Here is a 16,455-nt window from a genome sequence, read left to right on the forward strand (position 1 = left end):
ACGTCACAATCATGATCGTCCCGCACGGCCATCTTCATGATCCGCGCGGGTCACTCAGCTATCGCGCACCAAGTCGTTACCGTCGTTGTTGGCGTCGGCGATGTTGAACGAGTCGTAACTACGGCACCTGGCGCACACCACGATGCCGGCGTCGAACGTCAGGTTGCCGTCCAGGTTCGTCCTGCGGGGCCGGGCTGAAGAGGCCACCTTCGTGCTACTTCGCGTGCCGGTGCCGGTGAGGGTGATGCCACCGGAGCTGTCGGCCGCGGTCGCCGCCGTGACCCTCGCCTCGCCGTCGTTGAGCGGCCAGGTGCGCTTCGCGGTGACCAGACCCTGGGCCTGCTGGACGGCGATGGTGGGCGTGGTGCCCAGGCCGCTCCCCAGGTACGCCGTGGCTGATGGCCTTGGCGGCTGATCATCGTTACCGCGTCGTGACCCTGTGGGCGGTCGGACGTGAAAAACTGTTCACGCCGTGGAGGTGCGCGACCCATCATCCTGCGTGGCTTCGATTCCAGCGGGCAGAGGTGAGGTCTGCATGACCGTCTACGGTGGATTACGCCTGCTCACACCTCCTAGACGTCTGGCCGCGACTGTCGTGGCCATGTCTGTGGCCGCGGGCTTGCTGTCGGGTGCGCCGGCGGTGGCGAAGCCGAAGGGGCCGGAGGTGGCGAAGGCCCCGGCGACGTCGCCGGGGCTGTCGGTCAAGGGTGTGAAGCCGTTGCCGACGAAGTTTGTCACGCCGCCTGATGATGCGAAGTCGACGTATCGGCCGACGCGTACGGCGTGGCCGAAGTCGGTGTCGGCGAAGGTCGATGTGCCGGCTGTTTCGGGGGTTGGTGCCCGGGGTGCGGCTGCGGCGGAGGCGCGTGTGGCGGATGCGCCCGTGTGGGTTCAGCCGGTGGGGGAGAAGGCTGGCCCGCGCAGCCTGGCGGTGAAGGTCGCTGATCGTCGGGTGGCTGAGGCTGCCGGGGTGGACGGTGTGCTGCTGTCGGTGGCTCCGGACGTTGCCTCTGGCGCGGTTCGGGTCGGTGTGGACTACGCGGGGTTCGCCGAGGCGTTCGGCGGTAACTACGGGTCGCGGTTGCGCCTGGTGCGTCTGCCGTCGTGTGTGTTGACGACGCCGGCGGCGAATGAGTGTCGGGTGCCGTCGCCGTTGGCGTCGACGAATGACACGGGGGCGAGGTCGGTGTCGGCGGAGGTGCCGATGGCGGCGGACACCCGGACCCAGGCGGCGGGTGGCCTGACCGTGTTGGCGGCGGTCGCGGCTGCCGGCGAGGAGGGCGGTAAGGGCGGCACGTATGCGGCCACGGATCTGAAGCCGTCGGGTTCGTGGACCGGTGGCGGGAGCACGGGGTCGTTCACGTACTCGTACCCGATCAGCGTGCCCCCGGCGGCGTCGGATCTGGTGCCGACGGTGGCGTTGTCGTACGACTCGGGCAGTGTGGACGGGCAGACGGCGTCGACGAACGCGCAGGCTTCGTGGATCGGTGACGGTTGGTCCACGCCGCGCTCGTTCGTGGAGCAGACCTTCGCGTCGTGCATGGACGATCCGGGTGGCAGCGCGTCTCCGGTGAAGACGCCGGACCGTTGCTACGACGGTCCGATGCTGACGCTGTCGTTGAATGGGTCGTCGTCGGCGCTGGTGTGGGACGCGTCCAAGAACGTGTGGAAGCCGGAGTCGGACAACGGCGAGGTCGTCACCCACGTCGAGAACACCAACAACGGTTCGGGCACGTACAACACCGACTACTGGCGGGTGACGCTGCGCGACGGCACGACCTACGAGTTCGGCCGTAACCGGCTGCCGGGCTGGGCCTCGGGCAAGGCGGAGACGAAGTCGGTGGACCACACGCCGGTGTACTCCCCGCACTCGGGCGACCCGTGTTATGACGCGGCGGGGTTCACCTCGTCGGTGTGCACGATGGCGTACCGGTGGAACCTGGACTACGTCACCGACACCCACGGCAACGCGATGGCGTACTACTACAACCAGGCCACGAACTTCTACGGCCGCAACAAGGGCGCCTCGGATGTGTCCTACGTCCGGGACAGCAACCTGGCGCGGATCGACTACGGCTTCACCGACGGCGGCGCGTACGGCACGGTGGCGAACCGGGTGGTCTTCAACACCGGTGACCGCTGTCTGTCCGGGACGTGCCAGCCGTTGAACTCGACTAACAAGGCGAACTGGCCGGACGTGCCATTCGACCTGATCTGCGCCTCGGGAACCGACTGTGACGACTGGAGCCCGTCGTTCTTCTCCACCGTCCGGCTGACCTCGATCGAGGCACAGCAGTACAACACGGCCACCAGCCAGTACGAGAAGGTCGACTCCTACGCCCTGTCACACAGCATGCCGGCCACCGGTGACGGCACCTCGCCGACGTTGTGGCTCAGTGAAATCGCCCGCACCGGTCACGACACCAGCGCGGGTGGGTCCACCGTGGCGATCACGTTGCCGTCGGTGTCGTTCACCGGCATCAAGCTGCCCAACCGGGTCGACATCACCGGCGGCCTGCCGTCGTTCTACCGGCAGCGCATCGCCACGATCACCACCGAGACCGGTTCGGTGATCTCGCCGTCCTACGAGTTGCCGGTGCCGTGCACCGCCCCGGTCAGCACCGACCCGGCGGCCAACACGAGCTCCTGCTACCCGGTTTACTGGACCCCGGACGGCTACGTGAACCCCTTTAAGGACTGGTTCAACAAGTACGCCGTCACCCGCGTGACGTCCACCGACCCGACCGGCGGTGCGGCGGCTTTGTCGACCAGCTACCAGTACCTGGGCGGCGCGGCCTGGCACTACGACGAAGACGAGGTCGTCAAAGCCAAGTACCGCAGCTACGGCCAGTTCCGCGGTTACGCCAAGGTGCAGACGTTCACCGGCGATGGCGTCAACGACCGCCGCACCCAATCCGAGACCGCCTACTACCGCGGCATGTCGAAGAACAACAACAGCATCATGCTGAACCTGACCGACTCCGTCGGCGGCACCCACGAGGACGTCGACGAACTCGCCGGTAAGGAGTTGGAGACCACCAAGTACCTCGGCGAGAACGGCCGCGTCGACTCCTCCACCATCACCTCCTACTGGCTGTCCGGGGCCACCGCCACCCGCAGCAGGACCGGGTTGTCGGCGTTGACGGCGCAGTGGGTCGCGCCGGTCAAGACGTACACCCGCCAGGCCGTCACCAGCAGCGGCTCGGTGACCTGGCGCACCACCGCCAGCGACAACAGCTACGACGCGAACACCACCAGCGCCACGTTCGGCGAACTGAAGAACACCTACACCTACACCGTCCCGGTCGACACGGCGTACAACCAGTGCACCACCTACACCTACGCCCCGACCAACACCAGCAAGAACCTCGCCGGCCTGGTCAGCCAGACCGAAACCGTCTCCGCGGCCTGCGGCGGGTTCACCCAGGGCAGCCCCGCCTCCGAGCCGGGTAGCGTCAACACCCTCATCGCACCGAGCAGCGTCAACCGACCCGCCCAAGTGGTGAAGGCCGAACGCACCTTCTACGACGACCAGACCTTCGCCACGACGTTCCCGCAGACGACCGCCCCGTCCCAGGGCGACGTCACCCTCAGCCAGACCGCCAAGGACCACACCTCCGGCGCGTACGTCTGGCAGACCACCGAGCGGTCGACCTACGACAGCTACGGCCGGGTGACCGACTCCTACGACGCCAAGGGCAACAAGACCAGCAGCGGCTACACCATGAACGCCGTCAAACTGGTCACCGCCACCTCCAGCACCAACCCTGCCGGGCACAGTGGCACGGTCACCCTCGACACGAAGCGCGGCATCCCGCTGGTCAGCACCGACGCCAACAGCGTCGTCACCACCCAGCAGTACGACGCGCTCGGTCGCGCGACGTCGGTATGGCTGAACTCCCGCGCGACGAGCGTCGGAGCGAACCACAAGTTCAGCTACGCCGTCTCGAAGACCGGCGTATCGGCCACCACCACGGAGACTCTGAACAATTCCAACGGCTATCAGAAGTCGATCACCATCTACGACGCGCTGCTGCGCTCCCGCCAGACCCAGTCGGTCACCCCTATGGGCGGTCGGATGATCGCGGACACCTTCTACGACACGCGTGGGTGGACGCGCGCGTCGTACAACGGTTGGTGGGACGACGGTTCGTCGCCGGCGGTCAGCACACCGGTGTCGGCGGTGGGTCTGAGCAAGCAGGTGCCGAGCCAGACGTTCACCACCTACGACGGCCTTGGCCGTGCGGTGGTCGTGACGGCGGCCAAGAACGGTGTGACCGTTTCGACGACGACCACGGTGCACGGCGGCGATCGCACCACCGTCGTGCCGCCCACCGGTGGCGTCGCTTCCGCCACGCTCACCGACCCGCTCGGACGGAAGAAGGAGCTGCAGGAGTACAGCGTCCGTCCAACGGTGACGACGCCGTCGGACACGTTCACCGGCATGTTCACCGTCTCCGGTGGGACGGCGACGGTCAGCAAGTACGGCTACGACGAGCACGGCAACCAGTCGACGCTCACCGACGCCAGCAACAACGTGTGGACCTCGACGTACAACTTGCTCGGTCAGGTCGTGGCGAAGTCGGACCCGGATGCCGGTAGCAGCAGCATGAGCTACGACGCCAACGGCAACCTCGAAGAGTCCATCGACGGGCGCGGCAAGACCCTGTCGTTCACCTACGACTCCCTCGACCGCAAGACCGGGGAGTACGCGTCCACGGTGGCAAACCAGTCGTCGGCGAACCAGCGCGCGGCGTGGGTGTACGACAACAGCAACGGCGTCTCGGGGGTCACCAACGCGCTCGGGAAGCTGACCACCACAACCGCCTACGGGGGTGGGCAGGCCTACACCAGCCAGGAGAAGGCGTTCAACGTCTTCGGTAGCTCCCTCGGCACGACGGTCACCATCCCGGACAGCGAAGGCGCCCTCGGGGGGTCGTACGTGTTCGGGCACACCTATACCTCGGTGCTCGGCCTGCCGCTGTCCGACACCTACCCCGCCAAGGGCGGCTTGCCCTCCGAGACGGTGCTGCACGGCTACTCCGGAGTGCTTGACCTGCCCACCACCCTCGGTGGTCTCGCTGGATACAGCCAGAGCGTCAGCTACGACGCCTACGGCCGGGTCGACCAACAGAAGATCGGCTCGTCGACCAGCCATGCCTACGTCACCAACACCTACGATCCCCACACGAGCCAGCTGAAAAACCAACTCGTCACCCGCTCGACGGCCACGCCCACGAACGTCGACGAGCAGGAGTACGAGTACGACCTGGCTGGCAACATCACCCGCGAGACCAGCAAGAGGTTGGGCGCCACCATCCCGGCGGAGACCCAGTGCTACGGCTACGACGGCCTGGCCCGACTCACCGAAGCCTGGACCGGCACCGACGCCTGCGCCGCCACGCCCACGGACGCCAACAAGTCCATGGTCGGCAACACCATCGGCGCCGGTAGCGCCTACTGGACCAGCTGGCAGATCGACCTGATCGGCAACCGCACCCAACAGACCGAGCACAGCCTCACCGGCGGCGCCGACACCAAGACCGTCTACGCCTACAACGGCAACGGTCAGAACAAGCCCCACACCCTGACCTCCACCACGACAACCGGCGGGGCAACGGGCACCACGTCGTACTCCTACGACGACGCCGGCAACACCACCGGTCGCAACGCCGCCCAGGGCAACCAAAGCCTCACCTGGGACGACGCCGGCAAACTCGCCACGGTGACCGGAGGCACCAGCGGCGACAACACCTTCATCTACGACGCCGACGGCAACCTGCTGATACAGAAAGAGCCCGGCAAGAACACCCTCTACCTGCCGGGGCAGCAACACACCCTCAACACCACGTCCACCGTCGTCACCGGCAGCCGCTACTACGCCCTCCCCGGCGGCGGCACCTGCATCCGCACCGGCAGCGGCACGGCATACACCTTCGCCATCGCCGACCACCAGGGCACCCCATCGCTCTACCTCGACAACACCGCCCAGAACCCCACCTGGCGGCAGTACACCCCGTACGGTGCACCGCGAGGCGCGAGCTTCACCGCACCGGACAACCACGGCTTTTTGGACAAGCCTATGAGCCCGACGGGTCTTACCGTCGTCGGCGCCCGCTCGTATGACCCGACCTTAGGGCGATTTTCATCCGTCGATCCACTGCAAGATGCAGCACAGCCGCAGCAGTGGAATGGATATTCGTACGCCAACAACACCCCGGTGACGTCAAGCGACCCGACCGGAATGATCCCCGACGACTGCAAGTACTTCGACTGCTACGGGTACGACGTCAAGAAGGGCTGCCCAGGCGGATGTGGCTCCACCGACAACGTGACCTATGGCAAGAAGAACAAGCTGACCAGCACTAAGCTGAAGCGCGGAAAGTACGTGCCGCCGCCACGACAGACGCCGAAGCCGGAGAAGTGCGGATTCCTCGCCTCGCTGTGCGATCGGGCCAAGGCGGCGGTGGACGACGCGCGTCAGGTCGTCGGCACCGTTGGCCGAGTTACCGTCCAAGCGTGGGACGCCACCTACGAGTGGGCTAAGGACAACCGAGGAATGCTTGCGACACTAGCTGCCACCGCCGGGTGTTTTATTCCGGCCGTCGGAATGGTGGCATGTGCCGGGCTTCAGGCCGCCGCTTATGCGGTGCGTACTGAGCAGACAATCAGCGAGCAGGGTGGATGGGAAGATAACAAAGAGCAGATCATGGTCGATGGCGTACTGACTGCGGGAACTCTTGGCGTCGGGAGCGCCTTCCGGATGGCGCAGTACGGCAAGCTGGGGGGCGTCAAAAACGTTCCATTGGTGCCGCTGCCGAAGTTCATCTCGGCGTCCAACAACGCCGCGTACCAAAAGGCGTCAACTGCTGGCTGGAACGCCGCCACCACGATGAAGATGCCCTGGCGCTTCGGGCCCACCATCGCGAAGACGATGGCCTGGTCCGGCCCCGCCTTCGGCATCAACAAGTGTTTTGTGCAACAGGCATGCTGATATCTTCACCGTGGCGAAGCGCCTCATGGAGTTGATACGGGCATGATCACGAACCGGTGGGAGCGCACTAGGATCTCAACAAGTGCGCTCCCACCGCCTGTTCGGGGAGCGAAGATCAGGATGCGGGAGGGCGAGATGAGGACAGCCTGGCGGTCGTGGTTCTGGAATGTTGTCCTGACTGTTGTCATGACGGTGATGGCTGCAATCCTCAGCGGCGTTGCGATCTCGCAGAAGAACTCGGTTTCGGCAGTCGGCTTCGGGTTCGTTGCTCTGTTGAGCTGGATAGGGGCCCTTCGGGCACCAACCCTCGGCGTCTACGCCAAGCCTCATGGTGTGGTGGTGCGGGAGTTCACCCGCACCACGAAGGTTTGTTGGGCAGAGGTCGTCGGAATCGACATGGCCAGCGGCGGAGGTGGTCCAACCCCGACGGCGCCGATGATTCGACGACGGGGCAAGGGCGGAAAGGAAACGACCATCGAGTTGAACGCTCTTGGCGGCTACGGACTTTTTCGACACAATGCGACACCAGCGCAGGTGGCAGTCGAAGGGTTGAACGGGCACCTCAACGCCTGGCGGAACCGCCAGGGGCGAGAGACGAGCTGAACGTCATCAGCTCGGCCGGAGCCAGATGTCCGGGTGTCGTCGGCCGGTAGGCTGACTCGGTAGTCGTGCAGCGGCTGGGCGGAGAAGTTCGCCACGCACACCAGCGTTGAGCCGTCCGGGGCGATCCGGACGAAGGAGACGGTGTTGTTGGCGACGTCGGCTCCGGCGATCCAGCGGAACCCGGCCAGCTCGGAGCCCATGAGCCGCCGCCCACCCGGAGAACGTCGCCGAGGTGGCGATCCGCCGATCGTCCCCGACCCAGTCGGTGTTGGCCGCTAGCTTGCCCGCCCCTACCGGCCGTCCTCGGGGCCGGTAGGGGCAGAAGTCGCTCTCCGCGCCCGACGGCGCCGGCCTGTGGCAACTGCTGCGAGACCCCGAGATGGTCTGACGACGGCCCCTGCCGGGCTACGGGCCGTCGAACACGTCTTCAAGGACAAGCCTCGCCCGGCCAAGCACCCCGGTCACTCTCTGCCCGATGGGCACGCGACCCAAGATCCGCTCACTTTCGGGGAAACTGCTGCATCGGGGCGCGTTGAGGCAGCAGTTTCCCCGAAGCCCCGAAGTTGCGCGGATCTCCATGGGGTCTCAGTCGGGCGGCCGATGATCGTTGGCGCCTCAGCAGCACCACGCTCGGCGTGTCGTACCGCTCAGCAGTCAACGATCAAGAAAACGCCCCCAAGCCGGGCTGACGCGAGGATCAGGCGGGCGGGTTGGGGGCCACGAAAGAGCCTTTGCCCTGGTGCACCTCGATCCAGCCCCGTTCATCCAGGATGCGCAGTGCAAATCTGATCGGCGTCGCGCTGGCCTGGTACTGCTCGCCGAGTTCCGCGATCGACGGCAACTTGTCCCCGGGTCGCAGGGAACCGGACTGAATCGAGCGGATCACGTCGTCAATGACCTGCTCGTACACGGGTTGCCTGGGCATGGCGGGGCCACCTCTCGTCAGCCCTCCGAGCATGCCACCGCACATGACACTCTGTGCATCCTGTGTTGACTCTGTACACACTGCACTCTAAGTTGGGGTAGGTAGGGGTTCTCTCGTCAGCAACGGAGTGCCCCCAGCCGGGGCGGGAGTGCCCCCAGGTCGCTTCCGCCCCGGGCCGATCGCCCGATCAGCCGCCGTTCCCCGAGTCTCGCCAACCGATCGCGCTGTTCAGGAGGCACGATGTGTGAACGTTCGCCGGATGGGCCGTTGCCGCCCGCCAATCCGGTTGCCGGTGCGCGCCCTCGGCTGCCGGACGGGGATCAGGTGCCCTGTCCGCCGCTGCCGGCGCGGGCGGCGGTCACCCGACGGCAGTACCTCTACGGACTCGTGATCGCTGTGGTCGTACTCCTGTTGTTTGTTCGCGGGGTCGTGCGGTGAGCGCGACGGGCCGGCGATGAACGAGCTGCCGGTGGGTCGCCGGGTCGCCCAGTGGCGGGTGCGGCGCAACATGACGCAGCAGCAGTTCGCGGACCGGCTCGGCAAGTCGAAGAGCTGGGTGGACAAGGTCGAGCGTGGGGTACGCCGGCTGGAACGGGTGTCGAACCTCCGGGAGATCGCCGAGACGCTGCGCATCGACGTGGAGGTCCTGCTGGCCACCCGGCCTCTGCGGCCGAATCCGGTCGCCGCCGGGGTGGACGGGATACGGACGGCGCTGGCCCGGTACCACCTGGAGGGCACGACCGACCCGCCGCTGGTCGAGTTGCGTGCCCGACTGGAGCACGCCGAGCAGAGTTATCGGCACGCCCGGTACGCGGCGTTGCTGGCCCTGCTGCCTGGCCTGCTCGACGCCGTCCGCGCGGCGCACCCGGTCCGCGCCGACGGGCTGGTCGACGATTTGCTGGTGCGGGCGTACGTGCTCACCGCCCTCGTGCTGGTGAAGGTCGACCAGGGGGAGTTGGCCTGGCTGGCCGCCGACCGTGCGATGGCCGGCGCCCTGGCGGCTGACGATCCCGGCCGCGGTGTTCTTCAGCGCGGCGGTCTTCCTCGCCAACCCGGCCCTGTCGGGTCTGTCGCCGAGCTGACCGCCGTCGCCACCGTGTCACTGAGTCAGGCCCTGCGGTCCCGTGGTCGACGGCGATCCGCCGTGGATGCCGCGCTCGTCGCCGCTGACCGTGTGGGCGCGCACGGAGTCGGCGGTGAGTCCGCGGCCGGCCTGTCGCTGCGCGGGACGCTGTTCGTCCAGGCCGCTCTCGCCGCCGCAGGCGGAGGAGACGCACCCGTCGCCCGGCAGTCGCTCGACCGCGCTGGCGAGACAGCACACAGTGGCGGTGGCGGGAGTTTCGGTCATGCCGCGGTCGAAGCGGCCCGGGTGGTCGTCGAAGCGGCCCTCGGAGATGTCGCCACGGCCACGGCCCGGCACGAGCGGCTGGTGGCCGGCGACGAGTGGCGGTGGCTGCCGCCCGAGCACCGGGCGGCGTACCTCCTCGACGTGGCGCGCGTGCACGCCCTGGCCGGCGACATGCTCCGGGCGGGCCGGACGCTGCTCGCCGCGGAACGCGCCGCCCACAGCGAGGTGCACGACCGGCCCGCGATGCGAAGGCTGGTCGCCGTCGTGTGGCGGTCCGCCGACGCGCCCGCCGAACTAACCCAACTCGCCGCAACCCTCCGCCTCACCTGACCCGCGTCCGCCCGAACGCCTTACTGGACGTTCGTCTCATCTTCAGGCCGGTAATAGCTGATTCGCGAAGATCTGTATCACGCAGCAACCCCATGCCGGCCCGGAGATCATCGCGTCGACCATCGCCGAGATCCGCCGCCTTTTCAATGTCCTCGTCGTCACCGTGGCGTGGACCATGCCCAGGCCACACACGGAAAGTTACGTAGTCCCATGGGTTTATGAAGCGTGGGCCGGAACCAGCGCAGCACGGCAATGGTCTGCAGCCCTTTGGTCATATTCCTAGTTGCAGACGTTTAGTGAGATCTATGCACTTGGTCCGTTTGGGGATGGTCTGCGAGTTCGCGATAAATAGCTATCGCTCGATGGTGTGGATATGAGTAGCGGTCGTGTCCTACTCGTGGGCTTCGGCGTTGGGTCGGCATGAGTCAGCGCAAGCCGTACCCGAGTGATGTCAGCGATGAGCAGTGGGCGTTGATCGGCCCGTTCCTGGACGCCTGGCTAGCCAAGCGGGTCTCGGTCGCGGGCCGCCACGGCGAACAGGATCTCCGGGAGATCGTGAACGCGATCTTTTACCAGAACCGGACCGGCTGCCAGTGGGCGTACCTGCCGCACGACCTGCCACAGAAGCCGGTGACCTACTACTACTTCGCCGCGTGGCGCGACGACGGCACCGATGCCGCGATTCATGACCTGCTGCGTTGCCAGGCCCGGGAGAGGGCCGGCCGTCGCGAGGACCCGTGCGCGCTCGCGGTCGACACTCAGTCGATCCGGGCTGCGAACCACGTCCCTGCCGCCACGACCGGCAAAGACGCGGGTAAATGGATACCGGGCCGCAAGCGAGGACTGGCCGTGGACGCGTTGGGGCTGGTCATCGCGGTCGTGGTCACCGCAGCGTCGGCCACCGACAACGCGATCGGGATCACACTGCTCGACAAGGTCGCCGAGCATACCCCGACGGTGACCCACGCCTGGGTCGACGCGGGCTTCAAACAGGACTTCGCCGTGCATGGCGCGGTCCTTATGGGCGTCGATGGCGACCATCGTCCGCCGGTTGACCGACACCAACACCCGGACCTGGCGACACCGGTAGGCCACGGTGCACCTCGACACGGTCCTCGGCCTCCAGCGCGGTGATTGACGGTCAGGAGCCCCTGGTCCAGGTCGTCGACCGCGCGGATGCCCTTGTCGATCCGCGTCAGCAGGGCACGCGGCTCGTCCTCGCCCGCCGCGACGATCAGCTCGAGGATGGCCGCTTCGAGCTCGTCGTACCGCATGACGCCCGGCTCCCTCAGCGTGCGATGACCGCGCGGTACACGTCCAGGGTCTGCTGTGCGATGGACTCCCAGGAGAAGTGCTCGACCGCCCGCTGCCGGCCGGCCAGCCCGAACCGCTCGGTACGCGCCGGGTCGGCGAGCAGCGTGTTGATCGCCGCCGCCAGGTTGGCCACGAACGTCTCCGGCTTCAGCGGCGTCCCGGACCCGTCGGTGGCCTGCTCGATCGGCACCAGCAGGCCCGTGGAGCCGTCGGCCACCACCTCGGGGATGCCGCCGGTGGCGGTCGCCACCACGGCCGTCTCGCAGGCCATCGCCTCCAGGTTGACGATGCCCATCGGCTCGTACACGGACGGGCAGACGAAGACAGTGGCGTGCGTGAGCACCTGGATGACCTCGGGCTTGGGCAGCATCTCGGCCACCCAGACCACGCCGGAGCGGTTGGCGCGCAGCTCCGCGACCAGCTCTTCCACTTCGGCGGCGATCTCGGCCGTGTCCGGCGCGCCGGCGAGCAGCACGAGCTGCGTGTCCGCCGGCAGCTCCCGGGCGGCCCGCAGCAGGTAGGGCAGGCCCTTCTGCCGGGTGATCCGGCCCACGTACACCACGCTGGGCAGCGCCGGGTCGATGCCGAGCCGGTCGAGCACGTCGGTGCCGGAGTCCGGGGCGTACTGCACGGTGTCGATGCCGTTGTAGACCACCTGGACCTTCGACGGGTCGATCTGCGGGTACGCGGTCAGCACGTCGCTGCGCATGCCCTCGCTGACCGCGATCACGGTGTCGGCGGCCTCCATCGCGGTGCGCTCGATCCACGAGGAGAGCGCGTAGCCGCCGCCGAGCTGCTCGGCCTTCCACGGTCGCAGCGGCTCCAGGCTGTGCGCGGTGACCACGTGCGGCACCCCGTGCAGCAGCTTCGCGGTGTGCCCGGCGAGGTTCGCGTACCACGTGTGGCTGTGCACCACGTCGGTGCCGGCGGCGCCGGCGGCCATCTCCAGGTCCACGCCCATCGTCCGCAGCGCGGCGTTCGCGCCGGTCAGGCCGGGTGGATCGGCGTACGCCGTGACCCCCGGTTCGGTGCGCGGCAGGCCGAAGCAGTGCACGCGGACGTCGGCGAGGCGACGCAGCTCCCGGGCCAGGTACTCGACGTGCACGCCCGCGCCGCCGTAGACCTCCGGCGGGTACTCGCGGGTGAGCAGGTCGATGCGCAGCGGGGTGGGTTCCGTCATGACCCCGCACCCTAGTGCAGAAGACTCCCCGTACGAGTGGTGAAGTGGCACGCGGGTGGATAGCGTCGGGGCATGGCTGCCAAGGTGCTCGCGATCGTCCTGGCGGGTGGGGAGGGCAAGCGCCTGATGCCACTCACCACGGACCGGGCCAAACCGGCCGTCCCGTTCGGCGGGATGTACCGCATGGTCGACTTCGTCCTCTCCAACCTGGCCAACGCCGGCTATCTCAAGATCGTCGTGTTGACCCAGTACAAGTCCCATTCCCTCGACCGGCACATCACCAAGACCTGGCGGATGTCCACGCTGCTCGGCAACTACGTCACCCCGGTGCCCGCGCAGCAGCGTCGTGGCCCGTGGTGGTTCGCCGGCTCGGCCGACGCCATCTACCAGAGCTTCAACCTGATCAACGACGAGCAGCCCGACTACGTGATCGTCTTCGGCGCCGACCACATCTACCGGATGGACCCACGGCAGATGGTGGAGGACCACATCGCCTCCGGCGCGGCGGTGACCGTCGCGGGCATCCGCCAGCCGCTGTCGATGGCCGACCAGTTCGGCGTCATCGAGGTCGGCGAGGACGGCCGGAAGATCCGAGCGTTCCGCGAGAAGCCCACCGACGCGGTCGGCCTGCCGGACGCGCCGGACGAGATCTACGCCTCGATGGGCAACTACGTCTTCACCACCCGGGCGCTCTGCGAGGCGGTCGAACGCGACGCCGCCGACAAGAGCAGCAAGCACGACATGGGCGGCAGCATCATCCCGATGCTCGTCGAGCGGGGTGAGGCGAACGTCTACGACTTCCGCGACAACGAGGTGCCGGGCAGCACCGATCGGGACCGTGGCTACTGGCGTGACGTGGGGACGCTCGACTCGTTCTACGACGCGCACATGGATCTGATCAACGTGCACCCCGTGTTCAACCTCTACAACTTCGACTGGCCGATCTACACCGAGCAGCCGCCGTGGCCGCCGGCGAAGTTCGTCCACCAGTGGGGTGAGCGGGTCGGCCGGGCGGTCGGCTCGATGGTTTCGCCGGGTGTGGTGATCTCCGGCTCGCTGGTGGAGAACTCGATCGTGTCGCCGAAGGTGCGGGTGCACTCGTGGGCGCACGTCGAGGGCTCGGTGCTGATGGAGGGCGTCGAGATCGGCCGACACGCGGTGGTCCGACGGGCGATCCTGGACAAGAACGTGTTCGTCCCCGAGGGCGTCGAGATCGGCGTCGACCTGGAGAAGGACCGCCAGCGCTACACCGTCTCCGACAACGGCATCGTGGTGATCGGCAAGGGCCAGAAGGTCGAGCCGTGACGGACCCGCACTCATCGAGGAGGATCCCGCAGTGACCCACCCCCGTGCCGGCCAGCCCGCCGAGCCCGCCGACCTGGTCGACGTGCCGCGCCTGGTGACCGCCTACTACGCCGAGCATCCGGACCCCGCGGACCCGGCGCAGCAGGTCTCCTTCGGCACCTCCGGTCACCGGGGCTCCAGCCTGCGCAACGCGTTCAACTCCGACCACATCGTCGCGGTCACCCAGGCGCTCTGCGACTACCGGCGGGAGCAGGGCCTGGACGGGCCACTGTTCCTCGCCCGGGACACCCACGCGCTCTCCGCGCCGGCCGCCGTGGACGCGCTGGAGGTCCTCGCCGCCAACGGTGTCACCGTGCTGGTGGACAGCCGTGACGGCTACACCCCCACCCCGGCGTTGTCGCACGCGATCCTCACCCACAACCGGGGTCGTACCAGCGGGCTCGCCGACGGCATCGTCATCACCCCGTCGCACAACCCGCCGGACGACGGCGGCTTCAAGTACAACCCGACCAACGGCGGGCCCGCCGACACCGACGTCACCCGGTGGATCCAGGACCGGGCCAACGCGATCCTGGCCGCCGGGCTCAAGGAGGTCCAGCGGATCACGTACGCGCGGGCCCGGGCCGCCGACACCACCGGGGAGTACGACTTCCTCGCCCACTACGTCGACGACCTGCCGGCGGCGATCGACATCGACGCCATCCGCGACGCCGGCATCCGCATCGGCGCGGACCCGCTGGGCGGTGCCAGCGTGGCGTACTGGGGGGAAATCGCCGAGCGGCACCGGCTGGACCTGACGGTGGTCAACCCGACCGTCGACCCGACCTGGCGGTTCATGACCCTCGACGGTGACGGCAAGATCCGGATGGACTGCTCCTCGCCGAACGCGATGGCATCGCTGATCGCCGCGCGGGCCGACTACCAGATCTCCACCGGTAACGACGCGGACGCCGATCGGCACGGCATCGTCACCCCAGACGGTGGCCTCATGAACCCCAACCACTTCCTCGCGGTGGCGATCGGGCACCTGTTCCGCACGCGCGCCGACTGGGGGCCGGCCGCCGCCGTCGGCAAGACCCTGGTGTCGTCATCGATGATCGACCGGGTGGCCGCCGACCTGGGCCGGCCGCTGCTGGAGGTGCCCGTCGGCTTCAAGTGGTTCGTGCCCGGCCTGCTCGACGGGGCGGTCGGCTTCGGTGGGGAGGAGAGCGCCGGGGCGTCGTTCCTGCGCCGCGACGGCTCCACGTGGACCACCGACAAGGACGGCATCCTGCTCTGTCTCCTGGCCTCCGAGATCCTGGCCACCACCGGTCGTAGTCCGAGCGAGCACTGGGCGGAGTTGGCCGAGCGTTTCGGCGCGCCCGCGTACGCCCGCATCGACGCCCCGGCCACCCGGGAGCAGAAGGCCGTGCTGGCCAAGCTCTCCCCGGACCAGGTCACCGCCACGGAGTTGGCCGGCGAGCCGATCACCGCGACTCTGACCACCGCCCCCGGCAACAACGCCCCGATCGGCGGCCTGAAGGTCAGCACGGAGTCCGGCTGGTTCGCCGCAAGGCCCTCGGGCACGGAAGACGTCTACAAGATCTACGCCGAGTCCTTCCAAGGCCCCGACCACCTCAAGAAGATCCAGGAAGAAGCCAAAACCCTGGTAGACCAAGCCCTAACCCAAACCCCCTAACCCCCCACCCCCACCCCCCCACCCCCTGGTGTTGATCATGAGATTGGCGGGGCTGTTGATCTCGAAACGTCTCGCCAACCTCATGATCAACACCAGGGGAGGGGGTGGGTGGGGAGGGGGATTTCGAGCGGGAGATGCCGGCCATCGGAGCCGACGGGGTGACGACCACCGCGTCCGCCGCCGGGGAGATCAGCGGACCGCTGGCGGCATAGCTGTACGCGGTGGAGCCGATCGGCGTGCTCACCACGATGGCGTCGGCGCGGTAGTAGCCGTACTGCTGCCCGTCGACGGCCAGGGTGGCGGTGACGAAGCCCGAGCCGGGCCGCCGGACCAGCGCGATGTCGTTGAACGCCACCACGTCGTCGCCGCACACGTCGCAGGCCAGGCAGGCGTGCGACTCGATCGTGAAGTCCTCCGACAGCAGCCGGCTCAGCGCCTCGGGCAGCGCCGGCGGCTCGATTCCGACGAGGAAACCCAGCCGGCCCAGGTGCACGCCGAGCACCGGCTTCGGATCGCGGATGGCAGAGCGCAGCGCGCCCAGCATGGTGCCGTCGCCGCCAATGCTGATCAACGCGTCGGCACGGACGGCGACCTCGTCCTCCGGCAAGGGCTCGACGTTGGCCCGGGGCGCGGTGCTTGTCCTCCACGCGCACGAAGAGCGGCTTGTGGTGGTGCGTCGCCCACCGTTCGATGATCCCGACCACCCCGGTGACATCCCGGGTGGGGTGCAGTACCAGACCCAGCCCCGCCACCCGTAGAGCTCACCACCGGCGTCGGA

Annotated in this window: 9 protein-coding genes and 3 pseudogenes; 7 read left to right on the forward strand and 5 right to left on the reverse strand. The window is 67.9% G+C overall.

Annotated elements, in window-relative coordinates; all coding sequences use genetic code 11:
- Positions 1-54: 54 nt before the first annotated feature.
- Entirely contained in the window at positions 55-207 is a 153-nt protein-coding gene (locus tag ACLQ24_RS08660) for a hypothetical protein (protein WP_425890241.1), read from the reverse strand.
- A gap of 676 nt (positions 208-883) precedes the next feature.
- On the opposite strand from ACLQ24_RS08660, the gene ACLQ24_RS08665 reads away from it, so the two are divergent.
- Both ACLQ24_RS08665 and ACLQ24_RS08670 read left to right on the forward strand, forming a co-directional pair.
- A complete protein-coding gene (locus ACLQ24_RS08665) occupies positions 884-6,994 on the forward strand; it encodes an RHS repeat-associated core domain-containing protein (RefSeq protein WP_425890242.1) in 6,111 nt (2,036 codons plus the stop codon).
- Positions 6,995-7,036: 42 nt separating this feature from the next.
- A complete protein-coding gene (locus tag ACLQ24_RS08670; RefSeq protein ID WP_425890308.1) occupies positions 7,037-7,597 on the forward strand; it encodes a hypothetical protein in 561 nt (186 codons plus the stop codon).
- Here ACLQ24_RS08670 and ACLQ24_RS08675 read toward each other — a convergent pair.
- Positions 7,492-7,797: an alpha amylase C-terminal domain-containing protein gene (locus ACLQ24_RS08675; RefSeq protein ID WP_425890243.1), complete on the reverse strand. Its 306-nt coding sequence runs from the start codon at positions 7,795-7,797 to the stop codon at positions 7,492-7,494. The two genes, ACLQ24_RS08670 and ACLQ24_RS08675, sit on opposite strands and share 106 nt — an antisense overlap.
- 2 nt (positions 7,798-7,799) lie before the next feature.
- On the opposite strand from ACLQ24_RS08675, the pseudogene ACLQ24_RS08680 reads away from it, so the two are divergent.
- Positions 7,800-7,985: pseudogene (locus tag ACLQ24_RS08680) on the forward strand (ACP synthase); the annotation flags it as partial.
- Positions 7,986-8,294: 309 nt separating this feature from the next.
- Here ACLQ24_RS08680 and ACLQ24_RS08685 read toward each other — a convergent pair.
- Positions 8,295-8,507 (reverse strand): winged helix-turn-helix domain-containing protein, encoded by a 213-nt coding sequence (locus ACLQ24_RS08685; protein WP_425890244.1) that lies wholly within the window; start codon positions 8,505-8,507, stop codon positions 8,295-8,297.
- A gap of 469 nt (positions 8,508-8,976) precedes the next feature.
- On the opposite strand from ACLQ24_RS08685, the gene ACLQ24_RS08690 reads away from it, so the two are divergent.
- Together ACLQ24_RS08690 and ACLQ24_RS08695 are read left to right on the forward strand one after the other, a co-directional pair.
- Positions 8,977-10,200 carry a helix-turn-helix domain-containing protein gene (locus tag ACLQ24_RS08690; RefSeq protein ID WP_425890245.1) on the forward strand — a complete coding sequence of 408 codons (1,224 nt, stop codon included), beginning with the start codon at positions 8,977-8,979 and terminating at the stop codon, positions 10,198-10,200.
- A 420-nt stretch (positions 10,201-10,620) separates the two neighbouring features.
- Positions 10,621-11,232 (forward strand): annotated as a pseudogene (locus ACLQ24_RS08695) (IS5 family transposase); the annotation flags it as partial.
- A 256-nt stretch (positions 11,233-11,488) separates the two neighbouring features.
- On the opposite strand, the gene glgA reads toward ACLQ24_RS08695, so the two are convergent.
- Positions 11,489-12,694, reverse strand: coding sequence for a glycogen synthase (gene glgA, locus ACLQ24_RS08700; RefSeq protein ID WP_425890247.1), 1,206 nt, complete (start codon positions 12,692-12,694; stop codon positions 11,489-11,491).
- Positions 12,695-12,766: 72 nt separating this feature from the next.
- Between glgA and glgC the strand changes: the two genes are divergently transcribed.
- Positions 12,767-13,999, forward strand: coding sequence for a glucose-1-phosphate adenylyltransferase (glgC, locus tag ACLQ24_RS08705; protein WP_278138510.1), 1,233 nt, complete (start codon positions 12,767-12,769; stop codon positions 13,997-13,999).
- Between the two features lie 31 nt (positions 14,000-14,030).
- Complete coding sequence (gene pgm / locus ACLQ24_RS08710; protein WP_425890249.1) at positions 14,031-15,677, forward strand: phosphoglucomutase (alpha-D-glucose-1,6-bisphosphate-dependent); 1,647 nt, start codon at positions 14,031-14,033, stop codon at positions 15,675-15,677.
- A gap of 109 nt (positions 15,678-15,786) precedes the next feature.
- Here pgm and ACLQ24_RS08715 read toward each other — a convergent pair.
- A pseudogene (locus ACLQ24_RS08715) lies at positions 15,787-16,429 on the reverse strand (NAD(+)/NADH kinase); the annotation flags it as partial.
- Between the last annotated feature and the right edge of the window lie 26 nt (positions 16,430-16,455).

Origin of the sequence: Micromonospora sp. DT4 (assembly GCF_049841675.1) — a bacterium.
Lineage (GTDB): Bacteria > Actinomycetota > Actinomycetes > Mycobacteriales > Micromonosporaceae > Micromonospora.

What these genes read in the sequence shown, in the direction of transcription:
- ACLQ24_RS08670 (WP_425890308.1), top strand. Translation starts at nt 7,037, where the DNA reads ATGATCACGAACCGGTGGGAGCGCACTAGGATCTCAACAAGTGCGCTC.
- ACLQ24_RS08675 (WP_425890243.1), bottom strand. Translation starts at nt 7,797, where the DNA reads ATGGGCTCCGAGCTGGCCGGGTTCCGCTGGATCGCCGGAGCCGACGTC.
- ACLQ24_RS08690 (WP_425890245.1), top strand. Translation starts at nt 8,977, where the DNA reads ATGAACGAGCTGCCGGTGGGTCGCCGGGTCGCCCAGTGGCGGGTGCGG.
- glgA (WP_425890247.1), bottom strand. Translation starts at nt 12,694, where the DNA reads ATGACGGAACCCACCCCGCTGCGCATCGACCTGCTCACCCGCGAGTAC.
- glgC (WP_278138510.1), top strand. Translation starts at nt 12,767, where the DNA reads ATGGCTGCCAAGGTGCTCGCGATCGTCCTGGCGGGTGGGGAGGGCAAG.